The sequence below is a fragment of the Streptococcus sp. oral taxon 071 str. 73H25AP genome, from assembly GCF_000146755.1.
GTDB classification, from domain to species: Bacteria; Bacillota; Bacilli; order Lactobacillales; family Streptococcaceae; genus Streptococcus; species Streptococcus oralis_T.
Genome location: NZ_GL397254.1, coordinates 301,444 through 322,701, shown reverse-complemented (window position 1 = coordinate 322,701; position 21,258 = coordinate 301,444). Strand labels below are relative to the sequence as shown.

Below are 21,258 nucleotides of genomic sequence, written 5' to 3'. Positions count from 1 at the left end.
TCTTTCAAATAGAATATTTTTTGATTTTCTTGAACTGTTTTAAAATCAAAATGAAATTTTTTAAGATTCGCTTATGTAAGAACTTCATTTTAATTTCGTGACAGTTCCTTACATTTCAAACAAAAGTCCCCCTTTTCTTACACCGTAGTGCACAGGGAAAAGGGGGAATCAATCTGACTTAGTGCTTATTGTTTTGTAGCTTTTTTGATGGTTTCGTTAGCTTTTTCAGTGAAGGCTTTCAAAGCATCTGCTGGTTTTTCGTCACCATTTGATACAGATTGCAACATTGGGAACCAAAGTGTTCTCATTTCAGCAAATCCGTTGATTGTATTGTAGTATGGTGAATAGTATTTAGTCCAGCTACTGATTGTTTCCATACGTTTGTCATCATAAAGTTTGCCAAATGATGTACGAACTGGGAAGGCACCTGTACGAACAACGTCTTTAGGACCCCATTCTTTGTCATCTGCGATGAATTGAACGAATTTCTTAGCTGCTGCGACTTTCTTGTCGTCTTTGTTGTTAAATACTGCAAATCCATTTACAAGGTATTCAAGAGATGGTTTACCAGAGTCTGATGGGAATGGTACTTCTACCACGTCTACCTTACTTGCTTCCAAGAGTTTAGCTTGGATACCGTTTTGAGCTGGTGCCCAAAGGATTGTGTATGAAGTTTGACCGTTGGCAAAGTTTTGGATGTCTGCTCCACCGTCAAATTGTGAACCATTGTTCAACAAACCGTCTTTGATCCAGCTAGCAGCTTTTTCAAGACCTTTGACGAATTTAGGATCGTCAGTTGTATATTTGGTTACATCTTTATCTGTTACAGAACCGCCATAAAGGTTTGCGATGAAGGCACGTGTTCCTTGGTCTCCCCCTTGACCAGAACTGAACAATGAACCTGGTGTATATCCTTTATCTTTAAGCGCTTTCAAAACTTTTTCAAAGTCATCAGTTGTCCAACCTTCTTTTACAAGGTTTGCAACTCCAGCATCTTCCAACATTTTCTTGTTCATAGCCATGTAGAATGGAGCTGAACTGATTGGATACATGTAAGCTTTGTCTCCAGCCTTACTTGCTTGTACGATGTTCTCATTATTGACATCTTTGACGAATTCGTCTGTGAAGAGGTCGTTCAACTCAGCCAACTTACCATTTTTACCGTATTGGATGATACGTCCTGGTGCGTCAAAGAGTACATCTGGTGCTGTTCCTGCTTCGATGGCTGTTGTGATCTTTTCAGGTCCTGACTTGAAGTCGATAGTTTCCAATTTCACTTTTACATCTGGATTTGCTTTTTCGAAAGCCTCGATGATTGATTTTTCATAAGTTCCAACACCATCGCCAGTCTTTTCTTGTGTGAAGACTGGGAATGCCCACCAAGTGATTTCTGTTTTTCCGCTATCGCTACCAGATTTTCCAGCATCCTTACTTCCACCAGAATTCCCACAAGCAGCAAGGCCAAGAATCGCAGCACCTGCAAGTACTGTACAAGCTAGTTTTCTAAATTTCATTTGTATTCTCCTAATTGTTAAGCGTGTCCATATTGGATAGTGAGTAAGCTTCTATTTGTATACGTTTTCATTTCATCCGACGCATCGACCACTCTCCTCTGTTTTGAGATTATGTTATTTAAGACCGGCAACAAAGCGTTCCGTAATCTCTTTTGGTCTAGTAATAGCTCCACCAACAACGATACCTCGCACCCCATATTCAAGGATTTGTTTGGCTTGTTCTGGTGTATGAATTTTTCCTTCAGCGATGACATCCACACCTGCTTCACACAGTTTTTTGATCAGTTCAAAGTCTGGACCATCCACTTTGGGACTATAAGAGGTGTAACCTGATAGGGTTGTTCCAACAAAATCAATTCCTGCTTCGACTGCAGCTATTCCCTCTTCAAACGTACTGGTATCAGCCATTAAGAGTTGATGCGGATATTTTTCTTTGACTTGTCGGATAAAGTCTTGGATTTCCAAACCATCGTAACGTTCACGTTTGGTACAATCCAGAGCAATGACCTCAATGTCGAGTTCAGCCAGTTCATCCACTTCTCTCATCGTAGCTGTAATGAAAGGCTCCTGTGGCGGATAGTCACGTTTGATAATCCCGATAATCGGGAGTTTCGTAACCTCCTTGATCTCCTTGATATCGCGAACACTGTTTGCTCGGATACCGACTGCTCCACCTTGCTCAGCCGCTTTGACTAGCAAGGGAATGACTCCTCCCGCTTCTGTATAAAGCGGTTCGTGAGGAAGTGCCTGGCAAGAGACAATGATTCCATCTTTGATTTGTTCAATCAAGGCTTCTTTGCTGATCTGTGGCATCCTCTTTCCTCCCTTTCTTGTTCTTATGGGCTTATTATATATTATTTGTTAAGCGCTTTCAATAGCTTGTAGTGGAATAGATTTCAGTTTCAAAACTATTTTATAGAACAGCCGTTCCTGAAAGTAGTTTCAGACCTCTTATGATTTCAAATCAACCTGAATGTCATCAAAAAAGATAGCAGGCTTGAAAACCTGCTATCTCTTCTGAGACCTACTCAAATAGCTCTTGCTATTATTCTTTTCTCTTCTTTCCAAATGCAAAGAGGGATAAAAGGACGCCCGCAAGGCCAAGGGAAATTAGTGAGCTGGTTTCCTTGCTTCCCGTATTTGGAAGTTCATCTTGTTTAGCTGCTGGCGCTTGATAGGTCACATCTTGGCCTAGAGACAGTTTGTTGTCTGCAGCTGCTAATACTAGATTGGTGTCTCCCTTGTACTCTGGCACTTCATGGACTGCTGCCTCAGCGCCATTGACTCCACCCTTATACTCTGGCAGGTCATTTGAAGCTGCCAAGACAAAGTTAGCACCTCCGCTATATTCTGGAACCTCGTTTGAGGCTGCTTGAACTGCATTCACTCCTCCTTTAAACTCAGGAATCTCATGGACTGCTGCCTCAACTGCATTGACACCACCTGTGAATTCTGGTTTTTCTACCGTTGGAGCCGGTTCTTCACCTACCGTTGCCAATGGACCGGTGTACTCTGGTACCTCTGCTACAGCCGCTTCTTCTGCATTGACACCACCTGTGAATTCCGGTTTTTCTACTGTTGGAGCTGGTTCTTCACCTGCTGTTGCCAATGGTCCAGTGTACTCTGGTACCTCTGCCACAGCCGCTTCTTCTGCATTAACACCACCTGTAAACTCTGGAACTTCATGGATAGCAGCTTCACTGCCATTAATACCATCGCTTAGTTTAGAGCCAGCTAAAGAAACTGGTAAATTATGCATACTTTCAATTGCACCCTCTGCCAGACCTGTAATCCTTTGCCCCATATCCTCTGGATCCACTGTAAATAGGAGTGTTTTTGTATCGTACTGGGTCATAAAGGTTGCTGTCTTGCCATTTGCCAATTGAAGGGTCGGAGCCTTGTTGACCAATACTTCCGAATCGAACTCCATGGCAATAATACCTGGCCATTTTTGGATAGCATATTTCACTTTTGCTTCTTTAGGAGAAATTCTTTCCTTGGTCAAGAAATCCCAGTTGAATTTCTTGAAGGAAAGTGTGTATGGAACACCTCCAGGAGCATGGTGTTCGTATAAAAGTCCAAATTCATCTGGTCCGATTTGTTGAAGTGAGTTATAAGCATACTCACCTTCTTGAATCAAATGGTGGTGCAACCAAGTTAGCTGACCATCTTCTTCTACACGAGCCACTCGAATATACCCATTTTTACGACCAGGACCATTTGCATTTGCTAATAGAATATACTCTTTGCCATTTTGAACCGTGTGAGTCGCAGCCATTTGAACATAAACGTCTGGCACATCGTAGCGTTCAACGTTATTGTCCCAAGTTAGACCACCATCATGACTGGTCGCAACCTGTAGATCTTCTGTCAATCCTCGCATAAAGAGTTTGAGGTCCCCATTGTTTAACTGAACAACAGAAGCCTCTGTATTTTGAGCATAATAATTATTCATGGTACTTGAATCAACCACTGTACCATCATAAAGTGTACGATTGTCGTTGACACCACCACCCATATGCCATGTCTTACCATGGTCGTCTGAGTAGATGATTCGAGATGATTGAGAACCATTGAGGTGGTTAGTCCGATTGCTTGTATAGACAGGAACGACGATTCGACCTTTATGCGGTCCAGTACGAAGGGTTATCCCCACTCCAGGACCTACGCCTAGGAATTTCATCCAATCGGCTTTGACCATCGGAGTAATATCTTGAGGAGCAGACCAGGTCTTCCCGTCGTCATCACTGTAAGACATCCATAGGTAGCTATCCTTGGCAATTCTAAATGGAGAAGTTTTGTTTGTGGTGAAGTAGATATTGCCTAGTAGCTGGTCACCCTTGTATAGATCACCCTTGTCGCTGTATGCTGGTTTAACAGGATCTACAACAACGCGATAGTCTGTTGCCTTGCCATCTGGAGTGTAAACTGTACCATTTTCTCGAATAGTATAAGCTCCCTGTTCACCTTCTCGATAGAGGAGTTGATAGGTTTTACCATTGATTTCTTTGTAAGCTTCTTCTTTTTGCGAAGACATTCCAAAGATCCCTTTTCCTTCTGGGAACATGTCATAAATGGCAAAGATGCGTTTGGTTTCAGGATCTTGAGTCAAGGTCATATCGATATTCACTGGTGAACCGATTGATGGGTCAGAAGCTCTTGGATTGTCACGTAAGTTGGTAATGGTTACTCGATCTCCCCAAGTTTTACCATTATCTTCACTGCGTCTAATGACCATACCGATATCACCCCAGTCACTCGAATGGAGACGGCGTTCATCTGCACCTGCAATCAGCGTTCCTTTATCAGTCTTGAGAAGAGCTGGAATACGATAACTCTTGATGCCATCTTTGTTTGGTTGGTTATGCATTCCCCCTTTAAAGACATCTTCTTTCTCTGAGATTTTCGCGCCCTCAGGAAGTTTCTTTTCTAAATCACCTCTTTCAAATAGTTGACTCCGTGTTTGAACTTCATCTGGGCTTAAAGCACGATCATAAACGGTTAGGTTTCGAACTTGTAGGTTTGATGCCCAAACTGTTTTATTGCCCCGTTTGGTTGCTCCAAGTTGAGCTTGATTAACATCTGGCATATCTTTGATAAAGTTACCAGATTTTAGACTTGTTCGGGATAAGACACCGTTCACATAGAGACGAACTCGACCATGAGGTAACTCTGCTGTCGGTTGTTCGACAGTAAAGGTCACGGAGTTCCATTGTCCAGGGCGAACTTTCAAAGGAGCATCTGTATACTTATCATAGAACTGCTCCCCGTTAGCGCCACGCCCTTCAATAAGAGCTGTATTATCAAGGACCGACATAGTAAAGTACTCATTTTCCTTGGTGTCACTGGATACCGAGAAGAGATTGTAAAAGCGTGGAGCTGATGCATCTGGTTTGAACTCCATGTGAACTGTAGCATTTTGAAGTTTCTTTAGTTTGTCTAGTTCACTTGATAAATCGACTCTCTGACCATTTGCTGCATTGGTTTCAACATCTTCTTTTTCAAGGACAGGATTAGCATTTTTTAAATCTCTTGAGTAATAGTCACGAGGAAGCGCTCCTTGATCCTCTGATTCCGCTTCCTTATTTGCTTCTTCTGCAGGGGTTTCCGTAGAGGATGGAGTTTCTGATTCTGCACTCTCATTTTTTTTCAAATGATCTTGGTCCACCTCAACGCCGTTGTCTTGAGCTGCTGCCAATTTACCAGCCAAATCCTTATCCAAATGTTCAAGATCACCAGAAGACACTTCTTTTGGTAACTCTGATAATCCTTGCCCTTGACCAGATTCGACTGTTTCTGTACTAGCACCTGCTGCATTGGCTTGCTCTTGAGCTAAGACTGGATTTACTCCAAATACTACTGTACCAATCACTACTGATGCTGCTCCGATTGCAAATTTTCGAATTCCGTATCGCTGTTTCCGATGTAAAGAGTTGTAATTCATGTTTGTCCTTCCATTTTTCATAAAAATAAAGCGCTTTCTTTTTTCTTTAAAAATTTTTATTGTCTCTTCAAGAGACAAGTTTTACAAGAAAGTATCCAACTCAATGAGAGCTCCCAATCCTCTCCCATTTTCTGCTGAGCCATTCTTTAAGCGCCCAGCAGCATTTTTCCTCCTTTCACAAGTGATTTTTCCTTTATTATACAATAAAGTCTTATATTTATATCTATGTTCTCACAGAATAGATTTTACTTTTAAGAATATTTTAATATTTTAAATTTTCTAAAAGTACTTTCGGGTTTTGGACATAAAAAAGAGAGCTCCTGGGCTCTCTCGTTCATTATCTTACATACTTAAAAGGAATTTCACTACCACAGAGCCAGTTGTAGACTTGGTCATTGACAAAAACATTCATGGCTTCGTGGGCATACTCAGGCATGATGCGATAGGCCTTATCACAGGTCAGACGGTTGTAAATTGCAAACTGGGTAATGGGATAGCAGACATCGTCATCCAAGCCCGTAATCATCTTGACCTCTCCTTTGATACGATGGGCAAGATTCTTCACATCGATATAGGCTAGAGTCGCCATGATTTCATCCTCTGTTTCATGGAAGGGATCGTAGAACTTGAAATAACGGAAAAGTTCATCATAGGCTTCACTGGTATTGCCAATCTCAAGCACTCGTCTAAAGTCAGACAAGAAGGGATAGATGGCAACTGTTCGCTGAATCCGAGGATTGAGCGCTGCTGCAACCAGGGCTAAAGCTCCTCCTTGTGAGGCACCATAGCTTGAAAGTCTTTCCTCATCTACCTGTGGCAGACTAGCAACAATTTCGATCAACTGGTAAATATCCAGATAGACATCCTTATAAAAGAGCTGGTCTCGACCTTCAACAGCACCACGGATGATATGTCCCTTAACGGTATTTCCCAAAGGAGAGCGCAAACCATCTTGCGAATAACCTGACTGGCCTCGAACGTCCATAGAAACAACACCGTAATCAGCCACGGTGAAGGCCAGCATGTCGGCCCAGTCCCAACCACGTCCCATATAGCCATGAAAGTGAAAGATTAGGGGAACTTTACCCTCACTCTTTGGAAGGACGACACGTGCGTAGACCTTGCCTTCATTGGTTCCTTCAAAGGTTAGCTCATAGCACTTGACTTGGGGAATATGGAAATCTCTTTCCTCCAACTGGTAGGCTGGAAGAGTTGAAACCTTTTTCACTTCCCCATCCCAAAAAGTATCAAAGTCTTCTGGAACCTCATCTCGCCCTCTATAAGTCTTGATTTCTTCTAACAAAGCTGGATGTTTCATAGCATGCTCCTTTTGATTTGTAATCGCTATCATAACTCTAGCATATCTGGGAAAGCAATGCAAGAAAGAATGGTAAACAGAAAGTGATTTTAGATTCTCCTCCCTCAAACTGATCGTCTGAAAGTAGTTTTAAAATCTTAAACTTCTAATCTTCCGTTTTACATATGATCCTTCACAGCAACTGCTACCATTTTGGCTTTGGCACGGACTTTAGTAGCCACTGTCATCTCCATAGCAATAATTGCTTTTCTTTCCCCTAATTCCTCCAGAGTAGAAGTAACCACAATTTCATCTTCAATTGGACTAGGACTAAGGTAATCAATCTCCAAGCGAGCTGTAATAAAACGTCCTATCACAGTTGATTCCGTCAGTTCCAACCCTTTTTGATGATGGGCAAACCAAGCTGCTGAGGCCGTGCCATGGCAATCAAAAATAGTCGCTATCATTCCTCCAAAGACATTTGATGGAACTCCACCAGTATAAGCATTTTCAAGCTTTATCCGACTAATACAACTATTCCCATCTATACTTGGATAGGTTTTTAAATGTAAGCCTAAATCATTCTTGGGACCACATCCCCAACAATGCTGAAATCGTTCTCCATACCTATCTTGGATAGCAATCGTTCTGGTTTCTAACATTCTTTTCACTCCTCTTTACTCAGATGGGGCAATTATATCAAGCTTCAGTCAAAGAGTAAATAGGCTTGGAGACTAATATCTTTTTATCACTCGACTAAGTTTGATTTATAGCCGACCATTTTATAAAAATAAAAAGAGCGTTTCCGCTCTTTGTGTATCAATAGGTGCTAGCTCCTTTCTCTAGTTTGACGGTTTGGAATTTCTTTTGGTAGGTTACTTTAATCGTCATGTGAGAGTCCTCGTTTCTTTTTGATGACTCTAGTATAAGACCCAAACCTAAAAGCTAGCTTATAGATTTCTTAGAAAAGGCTTAATCCAGATGTTCTCTCTTCTCTAGGTGGAGAGCAATCATGCGCCATTCTGGATCCTCTTTCCAACCTTCTATCGAACTAATGTAGCTGGCAACCTTCCTAGCTTCTTCTAAAATCGGAAAATCTTCGATAATATCCGCCACTTGAAACTCTGGCAGACCTGACTGTCTGGTTCCAAAAATCTCACCTGATCCGCGCATTTTCAAATCCTCCTCAGCAAGGACAAATCCGTTGGTGGTTTCTGTCATGATGCGCATGCGGTCTTTCCCTGACTCGGTCTTGGGATTGGCAACGAGAACAGCATAGGACTGCTTGTCTCCCCGACCCACACGACCTCTGAGCTGGTGAAGCTGGCTGAGACCGAACCGATCGGCATCCATGATGATCATGACGGTCGCATTGGAGACATTGACTCCAACCTCGATAACCGTCGTCGAAACCAGAATATCCGTCTTTCTCTCTTTGAATTCCTGCATGATCTGGTCTTTTTCGTCACTCTTCATCTTACCATGTAGAAGAGCCACTTCAGCCTTGCCGGCAAAATGAGCTGTCAACTCCTCAGATAAGGCAATGGCATTTTTCAGATCCAGAGCTTCAGATTCTTCAATCAAGGGAGAGATGACATAGGCTTGCGAACCTTTTTGGATTTCCCCCTCTAGCCAAGTCAAGACCTGAGGCAGTTGCTCATGTTTGATCCAACGTGTCACAATGGGTTTCCGACCCGCAGGCATCTGGTCGATAATGGAAACATCCATATCGCCAAAGGCTGTGATAGCCAATGTTCGCGGAATGGGCGTCGCCGTCATCATGAGAACGTCTGGGTTGTCGCCTTTTTCCCGTAAAATCCGTCTTTGTCCCACACCAAAACGGTGCTGCTCATCGATGATAATCAAACCAAGGCGAGCATAATCCACTCCATCTTGTATCAAAGCATGAGTCCCGATAATAAAGTCGGCCTCACCCTTGGCAATGGTCTCCAAGACTTCTCTTTTTTCTGCAACTTTTAAGGAACCTGTCAAGAGAGCGAGTTTCAAGTCTGGAAAAAGGTTCTGTAAACTCTCAAAGTGTTGCTCTGCTAGGATTTCTGTCGGTACCATGAGAGCAGCCTGGTAGCCAGCTGTCACCGCCGCAAACATGGCCAAGCCAGCGACTACCGTTTTTCCGCTCCCCACATCTCCTTGCAGGAGACGATTCATGTGGTGGTCCGACTTCATGTCGATCAAAATTTCCTGTAAACTCTTTTCCTGAGCTTGAGTCAAAGCAAAAGGCAGGTTTTCTTTGACTTCTGTCACTTTTTCTTGAGACCAGTTCAGAACCAGACCACTTCCCTGAACTCTATTTTCAGACTTGAGCGTCTGCAACTGCATTTGGAAGTAAAAGAGTTCCTCAAACTTGATACGACGAAGGGCCTGCTTGTATTCTGCCAAATCCTTAGGAAAATGCATAGCGCGAACAGCCTGGCAACGGGACATGAGTTTGTATTTATCAAGTAAAGACTGGGGAAGGTTTTCCTCAATCAAGAGGTCCAATCCCTGATCAAAGGCTGTCTTAATGACCTTAACCAAACTGGCCTGACTGATTCCCTGAGCCAGACGATAGACAGGCTGGAGGTCATCTTCCACCTGAGCTAGAACCTTCATCCCAGTCAGACTAGCCTTGGCACGGTCCCACTTCCCAAAAACAGCAAGGGTTGCTCCCAACTCTATCTTGTCTGCTAGATAGGGCTGGTTAAAGAAATTCACCGCAAAAACGACCTCTCCCTGCTTAAGGCTAAAACGTAGGCGATTGCGCTTGAAACCATAATACTGTACACTGGCAGGTGTCACGACTTGACCAGACAGGACCGCCTTTTCGCCATCTTCCAGCTCCAGCACCCGCTTGGTTTTGAAGTCTTCGTAACGGAAAGGAAAGTAGAGCAAGAGGTCTTGCAAGTTTTCAATTCCTAGTTTGGCGTATTTCTCTGCTGACTTTGGCCCCACACCAGGCAAGACATGCAAGGGTTGATGTAGGTTCATGCTCCACTCCTTTCTTTTTAATAATATTCTCTCGGAATGCGGTCACTGAGGAGACAAACCACCTCATAGTTAATGGTTCCACGGTAGGTCGCTACCTGAGTTGCTGTGATTTCCTGGTCACCATTGCTACCGATCAGGGTTACTTTTGTTCCGAGCGGATAAATCTTAGGCAGACGAATGGTGATTTGGTCCATAGATACTCGTCCGACAATTGGGCAAGCTTGTCCATCTACCAAGACAGAGAAATTCTGCATGTCTCGTGTCCAACCATCCGCATAGCCGATTGGCACGGTCGCGATGACTTGCTCGCTATCCGCCTGATAGGTGGCTCCATAGCCCATGCAAGCTCCAGCTGGAACTGTCTTGACATGAACCAGAGCAGATTCCAAGGTCAAGGCTGGAGTCAAGTCGTAAGGCAAGTTCAGAACCTCTCCACTTGGATTGAGACCATACATGGAATCTCCCATACGAACTGCATTGAAAATAGTCTCTGCATGCCAGAGGGTCGTTGCCGAGTTGCTGGCATGAACCAGCTCTGGAACTTCCTTCATACTTGCCAAAATAGCTTTAAAGCATTCTAACTGCTGATTAAAGTAGGTATCTGATTCCTCATCTGCAGTCGCAAAGTGGGTAAAAATTCCTTCAACGCGAGCACCATGTTGCTTGAGCAAGTCTTGAACCAAATCAGCTTCACTGGCATCTCTAAAACCAATTCGTCCCATTCCTGAATCAATCTTGAGATGGACAGTCAAGTCAGTTAAATCTGCTTCCTTGTCTAACAGCGCTTGAATCCACTCCAACCCTGCCACTGTCAAGGTGATGTCGTATTCTTTAGCTAGGGAAACAGCTTCTAGCTCAGAAACTCCTAAGATGAGGATTTTCTTGTTTATACCTGCTTGACGCAACTCGATAGCTTCATCGATATTGGAAACGCAAAATCCATCAACAATATCCTGGATCGCCGTTGCAACAGCTACCGCCCCATGTCCATAAGCATTAGCCTTGACTACTGCAAATTTGAGCGTACCATTAGGGATATGACTTCCCATTTGTTGTATATTTTGTCGAATAGCTCCCAAACGAATCAGAGCCTTGGTCGGTCTATGTGGACTAGCTTTCATGATTTTCCTCCAAAATGACACTGGCTGTCACAAACTGATCTGTATGGCTGATCGACAGCCAAATCTTTCCTAAAAATGGTGACTGACTAAAATAGGGAGCCCCTCTTTCATTGTTCAAAACTTCCAAATCCTGAAAGGTCAGTTTGCCAATTCCTGTCCCCATAGCCTTGGAAAAAGCTTCCTTAGCCGACCAGCGACCAGCCAAATATTCGATTTGTCTGCGCCCTTTGAGACTGGTAAATCGCTCCATTTCCTTAGTTGTCAGCACGCGCTTGGCAAAGCCCTCACGTCGTGTAACTGCACTTTCTATCGAAGCCAATTCTTCGATGTCAATTCCGTGTCCAACTATCATACTCATAAAAGGAGCTGAGATTCCCCCAACTCCATCCTTTTCACTTATTTTGTTAAGGTAGTATAAATTTCTTCTACCAAGGCTACTGTATTTTCCCATCCTAGACAAGGGTCGGTAATGGAGCAACCAAAGACCTCTGGTTGATTTTGGCGACCGTCTGCTAGGTAAGATTCGATCATAAAGCCTCGAACCGTCTTTTTAATCTTTTCATTCCAGTCACGATTCAGCAAGGCTTGACGAACAATGCGAATTTGTTCCATATACTGCTTGCCTGAATTGTCATGATTGGTATCGATGATAATGAAGGGATTTTCAAGTCCCATGGTCTCATAACGGTTGATTGCATTTAAGAGGGTTTCATAGTAGAAGTTGGGTTCATTTTTACCATATTCATTCATGGCACCACGAAGGATAACGTGGGCCAAAGGATTTCCTGAAGTTTCCACTTCTTGACCATGGTAAAGGAAGGTTTGCTTGTTTTGAGCTGCATAGATAGCATTAAACATAACCCCAAGGTTGCCAGATGTGGGATTCTTCATCCCCACTGGAGCATCAATCCCAGAGGCTACAAAGCGGTGTTCTTGGTCTTCCACTGAACGAGCCCCAACAGCATGGTAGCTGACCAGGTCATCAACCAAAACGAGATTTGACGGATAGAGCATCTCATCAGCTGTTGTCAATCCAGTCTCCGTAATCACACGGTAGTGCAGTTGACGAACGGCTTGCAAGCCATTAATCAAGCTTGGAGCTTTCGAAGTATCGGGCTGATGAACCAAACCCTTATAGCCATCTCCATTGGTACGAGGTTTAGCTGTATAAACACGCATCACGATAAAGATTTTATCCGCAACTTTTTTCTGCAAGTCTGCTAAGCGGCGAGCATATTCGAGTACTGCTTCTTCATTGTCCGAAGAGCAAGGCCCCATCACCAAAAGGATTCGGTCGTCCTCACCCGAAATGATGGCTGCCAACTCTCTATCACGGGCTTCTTTTTTTCGCAAGGCTTCAGGTGACAACTGGGTCTCAGCCTTGATTGCTTCAATATCAATTTCTTGACCTTTTTCGATAAATGCCATCTTACTCTCCTAGCGTTTGGTAAATTTCGCGAACAAGTGCTTCTGTGTTGTCCCAGCCTAGACACGGATCTGTAATGGACTTACCAAAAACTTCAGGTTCATTTTGACGTCCATCTTCTAGATAGGACTCAATCATAAAACCACGAACGTATTTCTTGATTTTCTCATTCCAGTCACGGTTAATCAAGGTCTGACGAACGATACGGATTTGATCCATGTACTGCTTGCCTGAATTGTCATGATTGGTATCAATGATGATAAAGGGATTTTCTAAGCCCATCTTTTCATACTGGGCAATGGTATCTATCAAATTGTCATAGTAGTAGTTGGGAATATTTTTCCCGTATTCATTCAAGGCACCGCGAAGAATGGCGTGGGACAATGGATTCCCCGTTGTTTCCACCTCTTTACCGAGGAAGAGGAAACTCTGTTTATTTTGCGCTGCATAAATCCCGTTAAACATAACATTGAGATTTCCAGATGTGGGATTTTTAAATCCTGTTGAAAAATCTGCTCCGCTCGCTACAAAACGGTGCTGTTGATCCTCTACAGAACGAGCTCCAACAGCCATATAAGAAATCAAATCATCCACCAGCGGAAGATTTTCAGGATAAAGCATCTCATCAGCTGTTGTCATCCCCGTTTCAGAAATAACGCGGTAATGTAAATGACGAACAGCCTTGATTCCATTGATCAAGCTAGGAGCTTCTGTCGCATTTGGTTGATGAATCAAGCCCTTATAGCCATCTCCATTGGTACGAGGTTTAGCTGTATAGACACGCATGACCATAAAAATACGGTCTTTGACCTCTTCTTGCAAAGCAGATAGACGCTTGGCATACTCGAGAACCGCCTCTTCGTTATCAGATGAACATGGTCCAATCACCAAGAGAATACGCTGGTCTTCCCCACGAATGATGGCTTCCAATTCCTGATCACGTTGCTTTTTTCTCGCAAGAGCCGCCCCCTCTAATTTAGACAAGGCGCGAACTTCTTCAATGTTAATTTTAGGACTTTTAGCTGTAAATACCATGATTCATCTCCTTATAAAGCAAACGGACACCAAGCAAAAAATGACTTTTACCAGGTATCCGCCTGTATCTTATCTCGTATTATTGTCTCTTACCATGACAGTTCTTGAATTTCTTACCAGATCCACATGGGCATTGGTCATTTCGTCCGACTTGGCTCAAGTCCACATCTTTTGGAAGCTGAATCTGCTGCGCTGCGATATTACGAGTCGCAGTTGTACTGATATTGTGTTCAGTTTGAGGACGTTCCTGTTCGTGGATTTGTGCTTTCATCATCAAGCGGGTTACATCGAATTCAATCGATCCAATCATGTCATTAAACATGCGGAAACCTTCTGCTTGATATTCTACAACAGGGTTGTTTTGGGCATATCCACGAAGACCAACAGCATTTCGCAACTGATCAAGAGCATCGATATGGTCTGTCCACTTGTTGTCTACAACACGTAGGATCAAGACTTTTTGGAATTCTTTTACTGCATCTTCATCACGAAGTTTGGCAACTTGACTGTCATAAACTTTCAAGGCACGTTGATACAGTTCATCTTTGATGGCCTGATCTGACAAACCTGCAAGATCTGAACGGTTGATTGAATCTTCTGGAAGCAAGTTGTATTTAGCAAAGTTCAAGATTGCTTCCAATTTTTCATCTTCCTTAGAACGTGCATGTGCATCCACGATACGACCAATTGTACGACGGATCATAGCATGGATCTCTGGTGCCAAGTCACGATCTGCTGTAATGACATCATAACGTTGCGCATAGATGATCTCACGTTGTTCACGCATGACGTCATCGTATTGAAGGACTTGTTTACGAGTGTCGTAGTTGTTTCCTTCTACACGTTTTTGAGCTGCTTCAACCTGACGCGTCAACATGCGAGATTCGATAGCTTCGTCAGACATGTTGAGGCGTTCAAAGACACCTTTCAAACGTTCTGAACCAAAACGTTTCATCAAATCATCTTCAAGAGACAAGTAGAATTGTGACTCACCTGGGTCTCCTTGACGTCCTGAACGTCCACGAAGCTGATTATCAATACGGCGACTTTCGTGGCGCTCTGTACCGATAACACACAGTCCACCAAGTTCACGAACCCCTTCACCAAGCTTGATGTCGGTACCACGGCCGGCCATGTTGGTTGCGATAGTAACTGCACCACGCTGACCAGCGTTCATGATGATTTGCGCTTCTCTGTAGTGGTTCTTCGCATTCAAGACTTCGTGAGGAACACCTGCCTCTACCAGTTTCTTAGACAGAAAGTCACTCGTTTCAACTGCAACTGTACCTACCAAGACCGGCTGACCTTTTTGGTGACGAGCTTTTACATCTTCAACTACAGCCTTAAACTTCGCATCAAGACTGGCATAGAGAAGGTCTGAGTGGTCGATACGTTGGATTGGACGGTTGGTTGGGATTGGGATAACACGAATATTGTAGATTTCGCGGAATTCTTCTTCTTCTGTTTTACCAGTACCTGTCATACCTGCCAATTTCTTATACATACGGAAGAGGTTTTGGTAGGTGATAGAAGCTGAAGTCTTGGTCTCATCTTGGATTGGCACACCTTCTTTTGCTTCAATCGCTTGGTGCAAGCCGTCAGAATAACGACGACCTTCCATGGTACGACCTGTAAATTGGTCGACGATCAAGATTTCTTGCTCTTCGCTAACCACATAGTCGATATCCAAAAGCATGATGTAGTTAGCACGGAGGGCATTGTCGATAAAGTGGGTAAGAGCTACGTTTTCGACGTCATAGAGATTTTCCAGTTTGAAATAGCTCTCAGCCTTGTCAATCCCAGAATCAGACAAACCAATCGTCTTAGACTGAATGTCAATAATATAGTCATCCTTGTCCAAAGACTTCACAAAATGATCCGCCATGTGGTAGAGTTGGCTAGTCTCAACTGCATTGGCACCTGAAACGATCAAAGGAGTACGGGCTTCATCGATCAAGATCGAGTCAACCTCATCGACCAAGGCATAGTTAAGCGGACGTTGTACCATGTTTTCTGCACGAACGACCATATTATCACGAAGGTAGTCAAAACCAATCTCTGAGTTGGTTGAGTAGGTAATATCACAGAGGTACGCTTCTTTTTTCTCCATTGGAGATTTGGCTGCTAAGTTGATTCCTACTGACAGACCAAGCCATGAGTACAATTCACCCATCTCAGTCGCGTCACGTTCTGTCAGGTATTCGTTGACAGTAACTACGTGAACCCCTTTACCTGCAAGGGCATTGAGGTACACTGGCATGGTCGCCGTCAAGGTTTTCCCTTCACCAGTACGCATCTCTGGAACGTCACCATGGTGAAGAACAATCCCACCCATGACCTGAACTTTATAAGGGAAAAGTCCAAGGACACGTTTTGCTGCTTCACGGACTACCGCAAAAGCCTCATATAACAGTGAATCAAGTGATTCTCCCTTATTGTAGCGTTCTTTAAATTCGTCAGTTTTTGCTTTTAGTTCTTCGTCCGACATTGCGGCCATTTGGCTCTCATAGTTAAGAACCTTATCAGCCATCTTTTCTAGACGACGAAGTTCCCCTTTATCATTTTCGATAATTGTTTTTAAAATATTAGCCATGATTTTCCTTACTTTAGATTCTGAATATTTTAGAATGTTCTTTTAATTTTAGCATATTTACCATTATTTTTCAAGAAAGAATCCTTGTTTCACAAGGGGAAAAAAGGACTAGAAGCCAGTCTAGTCCATCATTTTTTAATGTTTAATTTCCCAAGAATGCAGGTAATATCCCAAAATACCAAAAGAGATTAATCCAGAAGGCCAAGCAAAAGATGATGCCAAAGAAGAAAAGACTGATTTTTTTAATCAGCACGGAGTATAGGATGGATAAAACGCCAAAAACCACGAAGAGTTTTTTCATAACGAAATAATATACTGAAACTCCTCCTGCTTGCCAATCCCAAGGAAAGAAAAACATGAGGAACCAGAGAAGGCAAATCGTAAGAATATATCTCTTGTAGTGCGCTTCAAGAAAGGCTTTTGTTTTCTCCATAGCAAACCTCCATTTGAGTCACTGTCTCTTCCCTTTTATTATACCAAAAAAACCTGGAAAAGACTTTCCAGGTTTGAGTTTGAAATCACTAGTCATGCTAGAAAAATCACTCTATTCATAGGATGATTCACTTTATTGACTTGATGAAGATGTTCCAAAATCGACCTTAGGAACTGTCTTGGCTTCTTCTGTTTCTTTAAAGGTTTCAGCTTCTTTAAAGCTCATCATATTCGCAAAAAGCACAGTTGGAAAACTTCTCAACTTTTGATTGTACTCGGCAGCGACTTTATTATAATCCTTGCGTGCTACAAAAATACGATTTTCACTGCCTGAAAGTTCGACCATTAGTTGCTCAACATTTTGATTGCTCTTGAGTTCTGGATAATTCTCCGTCAATGAAATCAAGCGAGAAAGAGCAGAGCTCAATTCTCCCTGAGCCTTTTGGTTTTCTTCAGAAGTTACTGAGCTACTACCGATTTTAGCTCTAGCATCAGCAATCTTGGTAAAGACTTCGGTTTCATGATTCATTTGTCCTTTAACGGACTCCACCAAGTTACCAATCAAGTCCGAACGACGTTGGAGGGCTGTCGAGACATCGGCCCGAGCCTGCTCCACCTTAGTCTGTTCACCAACCAGACCATTATAGGTCGTAACTGCGGAACAACTTCCCAGAACTAGTAGTCCAAAGAAAATCGCCACTATTGAGAGAATTACTTTATTTTGTTTCATATCAAAACCTTAACACTTTCTTTTATCAACTTTTCTGAGAAAATACTCAGATTTTAAATCAATTTCCCAAACTTTGTTTTTATTTTTAATTAAGGAGTAAACTCTTGCAAAGGAGTCACCTTACTGTATGGAGAAATCGGTTTGAGTAATATATGATCACTCACCAGTCATCAGACGAACCACCGCCATCAAAGCCACCGCCGTCCCAGCCTCCAGATGAGTCGGAGCCCGAATCAGATGAGTCGCCGCCCCACCAGCCACCGCCAGAATCATCTCCACGTGAACCACCACGGCCTCCAAAAATAAAGCCGATAATCATCACAATGAAGTAAATGAGAATTCCAAATCCGATAACTCCGTCACTCGAACTGCTTTTTCGATGACGTTTTGAAGATCGGCTCTCAACGGTATACTTTTCAATTTCTCTTAGACGACTAGAATTAGAAGCATAGTCGTAACTACTTTTAGAACTTGAAGCAGGCGTACTCGATCCACTATAAAACATGTAGTTGAGATTGTTTGCTATAGAAAGAACTCCATTACTGTAGTCTCCCTTTTTAAAGTAAGGACGTGCTGTTGTCAAGAACCTGTGAGTCTGATAGTCAGTGATCTTACTGGCCACATTATTACTGGTTTCAATCCGTGATTTTCTATCTTGGACTGCTACCACAATCAAGACACCGTGATTGTCTCCCGAGTAGCCAATTTTCCAAGCCCTAGCTGTTTCATTGGCCACAGTCTCGATTGTTTCTCCATTTAGGCTTTTCACAACGTAAACACCCATCTGGAATTTTTCTGATTTTTTACTATTGACATTATTCAATTCCCGAATCTGACTTATAGTCTCATCCGTTAAATAATGATCCGGGTCATAGATCCCGTACTCAGGTTTTTCAGGTGCTGTGAATGCTGACAAGAAGAGAAAGACCATCAGCAACCCAAGCAAGCGAACCAACAAACTATGTTTAAACAATTTGCTTTTTTTCATAATAACCTCCCTGATAAAGGAAAATCGATTTAAGGAATTATAGCATTTTGATTTTTACAAAGAAAGTACATTTTCATTACAAAACTGTGACAGCAACCCTGAAATTGATGTTAATTTGATGACAAGTCTTCCAAAACTCGACCCCAATAAGAAAAAGAAGACCTTGTGTTTTCTTTTTTCTTATTGAACTTACTTTTCTATTAAGATTTTAACTGGTAATTTAAAATATCTTTTTCTAATTTTTTGATTGGGTAATACCCACTTACTTTAATTATTTCATTGTTACATCCAGCGTATCCTTGCACGACATCCACTTGTGGAATGACCACCCAATCTCCAAGAACTTCTTGCGCGGCTTCCGCTTTTTCATCCAGAATGCACACAAAGCGGTATTCTCTCTCGTGTTGCCACTCTTTGAATTTTGCAAAGGTCGCCTTAATATAAAAGTTCAGATTCGAATAAGAGAATTGGTTGCTATTGCTTCTCGTATTAGGACGTTTATCGATATACTCCACCGGGCCGTATACACAGAGTCCGTCTACCTTCAAGGAATGAATTTTATCCAAAAGACTCGCATACGAATACTCAAGCGCATAACCTGCGTGGCTATTGGCGTAATAGGACCACATTAAAATATTATCTGCAGCATGCGTAAAACAAAACACACGGAAGAAATCCATCATCGAATGACCATCCGCATAGTAGCAATTACAGTCAAACGGGTCGTTGAAATGCTTCGGATGGCTAAACGACACATTGCCTTCCACAACCTGGTAGGGATTCTTCTCAATCGTTTCCTTGGCATAGTACTTCACAAAAACTTGTCGCTCTTCTTGAATCGCTGCTTCTGCCTTTTTAAAATACGTCTCAACGTCTTCTTTAAATACCCCTTGAAACTGCTCGACTAACTGATCTGGTGCTAAAAAGCCCAGTCGAATATTCTTGGCAAGCTGGTCATTAAATCCTTTATCCGCCTTTTCTATATCAAATCCTTCAGGAATCCTAGTATTCCTGGTTTGAATAAACATAACCTTCTTACACTCTACCTCTACCGTTTTCCTAGTCGGTTGTTTAAAGAGCGCCACAAACACTTTCTCTTCTGTTGCACGATTGGCAATTAAAAAACAATTACTATCTAAGAAAGATTCCACCAAGCGATATTCTTTATGCGTCTGTAAGAATGTTACCTTTGCAATCAAATAACGATATAGTTCAATGTCCTCTTTTAGAATAATTTTCAATAAAGTCACCACCTCTATAAAAATTTAAAAATTATTTAAACACTCAATATTGTTTAGTAAAAAAGAGCAATCATATACAATTACTCTTTCATCACTGATTACTAGGACTTAATCCTTTTTATCATTTTACTTGCGTTTTCTTGCAATGAGATGGATTGGTGTTCCTTCAAAGACAAAGGCCTTGCGGATTTGATTTTCCAAGAAGCGCAGGTAAGAGAAGTGCATAAGTTCTTCTTCGTTAACAAAGATGACAAAGGTTGGTGGCTTGGTTGCCACTTGGGTCGCATAGAAAATCTTGAGGCGTTTTCCTTTGTCTGTCGGTGTTGGATTGATAGCAATGGCATCCATAATGACATCGTTCAAGACCGCTGAAGGAATACGGGTGTTTTGGCTTTCGCTGATTCGCTTGATCATCTCAGGTAGTTTGTGGAGACGTTGCTTGGTCAGAGCAGAGACAAAGACAATCGGAGCATAAGGCAGATATTGGAACTGCTCACGGATATCTTCTTCCCATTTCTTCATCGTATGGTTGTCTTTCTCAAGGGTATCCCACTTGTTGACCACGATGATCATTCCTTTACCAGCTTCGTGGGCAAATCCAGCGATACGCTTATCATACTCACGAATACCTTCCTCGGCATTGAGGACCATCAAGACCACGTCAGAACGGTCAATGGCACGCATGGCACGCATGACAGAGTATTTCTCCGTATTTTCGTAGACTTTACCAGACTTACGCATACCAGCTGTATCAATCATGGTAAACTCTTGTCCATCCGTATCTGTAAAGTGGGTATCAATGGCATCACGCGTTGTCCCAGCTACTGGACTAGCAATCACGCGGTCTTCTCCCAAAATAGCGTTGATCAAACTTGATTTTCCAACGTTTGGACGGCCAATCAAGCTGAATTTAATGACATCTGGATTTTCTTCTTCAACTTCATGTGGTAGATTTTCCACGATGGCATCCAGTACATCACCCGTACCAATACCGTGGACAGACGAAATTGGCAGTGGTTCACCCAATCCAAGCGCATAGAAATCAAAGATATCATTTCGCATCTCAGGGTTGTCAACCTTGTTAACGGCAAGGATAACAGGCTTATGGGTTTTATAGAGTTTGCGAGCTACGTACTCGTCCGCATCTGTAATCCCTTCTTTACCTGAAACGACAAAGACGATGACATCTGCTTCTTCCATGGCAATTTCTGCCTGGTGCTTGATTTGCTCCATGAAGGGAGCATCGACGTCGTCAATCCCTCCAGTATCAATCATACTAAAGGAACGATTGAGCCACTCACCCGTCGCATAGATACGGTCACGTGTCACACCTTCAACATCTTCTACGATTGAGATCCGCTCACCAGCGATCCGATTAAATAGGGTTGATTTCCCAACATTGGGACGTCCCACAATGGCAATAGTTGGTAAGGCCATGTTTTCTCACTT

At 42.7% G+C, this 21,258-nt stretch carries 16 protein-coding genes; all 16 read right to left on the bottom strand.

The window, feature by feature from the left end; all coding sequences use genetic code 11:
* Positions 1-185: 185 nt before the first annotated feature.
* Positions 186-1,514 (bottom strand): ABC transporter substrate-binding protein, encoded by a 1,329-nt coding sequence (locus HMPREF9189_RS03905; protein WP_000672110.1) that lies wholly within the window; start codon positions 1,512-1,514, stop codon positions 186-188.
* 114 nt (positions 1,515-1,628) lie between these two features.
* Entirely contained in the window at positions 1,629-2,327 is a 699-nt protein-coding gene (locus tag HMPREF9189_RS03900; RefSeq protein ID WP_001135658.1) for an N-acetylmannosamine-6-phosphate 2-epimerase, read from the bottom strand.
* 232 nt (positions 2,328-2,559) lie between these two features.
* Positions 2,560-5,958, bottom strand: coding sequence for a YSIRK signal domain/LPXTG anchor domain surface protein (locus HMPREF9189_RS03895; RefSeq protein ID WP_001108827.1), 3,399 nt, complete (start codon positions 5,956-5,958; stop codon positions 2,560-2,562).
* Between the two features lie 337 nt (positions 5,959-6,295).
* Positions 6,296-7,276 (bottom strand): acetylxylan esterase, encoded by a 981-nt coding sequence (locus HMPREF9189_RS03890; RefSeq protein WP_000682265.1) that lies wholly within the window; start codon positions 7,274-7,276, stop codon positions 6,296-6,298.
* Positions 7,277-7,434: 158 nt separating this feature from the next.
* Positions 7,435-7,917: a thioesterase family protein gene (locus HMPREF9189_RS03885; RefSeq protein ID WP_000894826.1), complete on the bottom strand. Its 483-nt coding sequence runs from the start codon at positions 7,915-7,917 to the stop codon at positions 7,435-7,437.
* Between the two features lie 310 nt (positions 7,918-8,227).
* Positions 8,228-10,243 carry an ATP-dependent DNA helicase RecG gene (gene recG / locus HMPREF9189_RS03880; protein WP_001048793.1) on the bottom strand — a complete coding sequence of 672 codons (2,016 nt, stop codon included), beginning with the start codon at positions 10,241-10,243 and terminating at the stop codon, positions 8,228-8,230.
* Positions 10,244-10,260: 17 nt separating this feature from the next.
* Positions 10,261-11,364 carry an alanine racemase gene (alr, locus tag HMPREF9189_RS03875; RefSeq protein WP_000648097.1) on the bottom strand — a complete coding sequence of 368 codons (1,104 nt, stop codon included), beginning with the start codon at positions 11,362-11,364 and terminating at the stop codon, positions 10,261-10,263.
* Positions 11,354-11,716 carry a holo-ACP synthase gene (acpS, locus tag HMPREF9189_RS0102000; protein WP_025168498.1) on the bottom strand — a complete coding sequence of 121 codons (363 nt, stop codon included), beginning with the start codon at positions 11,714-11,716 and terminating at the stop codon, positions 11,354-11,356. Before acpS ends, alr begins: the two co-directional genes overlap by 11 nt.
* A gap of 44 nt (positions 11,717-11,760) precedes the next feature.
* Positions 11,761-12,792 (bottom strand): 3-deoxy-7-phosphoheptulonate synthase, encoded by a 1,032-nt coding sequence (locus HMPREF9189_RS03870; protein ID WP_000864051.1) that lies wholly within the window; start codon positions 12,790-12,792, stop codon positions 11,761-11,763.
* Between the two features lies 1 nt (position 12,793).
* On the bottom strand, positions 12,794-13,825 hold the full coding sequence (locus tag HMPREF9189_RS03865) for a 3-deoxy-7-phosphoheptulonate synthase (RefSeq protein WP_000232181.1): 1,032 nt from the start codon (positions 13,823-13,825) through the stop codon (positions 12,794-12,796).
* A gap of 79 nt (positions 13,826-13,904) precedes the next feature.
* Positions 13,905-16,418, bottom strand: coding sequence for a preprotein translocase subunit SecA (secA, locus tag HMPREF9189_RS03860; RefSeq protein ID WP_001274111.1), 2,514 nt, complete (start codon positions 16,416-16,418; stop codon positions 13,905-13,907).
* A 142-nt stretch (positions 16,419-16,560) separates the two neighbouring features.
* Positions 16,561-16,851, bottom strand: a complete 291-nt coding sequence (locus tag HMPREF9189_RS12500; protein ID WP_000415954.1) for a hypothetical protein — start codon at positions 16,849-16,851, stop codon at positions 16,561-16,563.
* Between the two features lie 132 nt (positions 16,852-16,983).
* Positions 16,984-17,580 carry a LemA family protein gene (locus tag HMPREF9189_RS03850; RefSeq protein ID WP_000812474.1) on the bottom strand — a complete coding sequence of 199 codons (597 nt, stop codon included), beginning with the start codon at positions 17,578-17,580 and terminating at the stop codon, positions 16,984-16,986.
* 160 nt (positions 17,581-17,740) lie between these two features.
* Positions 17,741-18,568 carry a YgcG family protein gene (locus HMPREF9189_RS03845; RefSeq protein ID WP_000748675.1) on the bottom strand — a complete coding sequence of 276 codons (828 nt, stop codon included), beginning with the start codon at positions 18,566-18,568 and terminating at the stop codon, positions 17,741-17,743.
* A 200-nt stretch (positions 18,569-18,768) separates the two neighbouring features.
* Entirely contained in the window at positions 18,769-19,818 is a 1,050-nt protein-coding gene (locus HMPREF9189_RS03840) for a DUF2971 domain-containing protein (RefSeq protein ID WP_255261167.1), read from the bottom strand.
* A gap of 117 nt (positions 19,819-19,935) precedes the next feature.
* Positions 19,936-21,246 carry a ribosome biogenesis GTPase Der gene (gene der / locus HMPREF9189_RS03835; protein ID WP_001207689.1) on the bottom strand — a complete coding sequence of 437 codons (1,311 nt, stop codon included), beginning with the start codon at positions 21,244-21,246 and terminating at the stop codon, positions 19,936-19,938.
* Between the last annotated feature and the right edge of the window lie 12 nt (positions 21,247-21,258).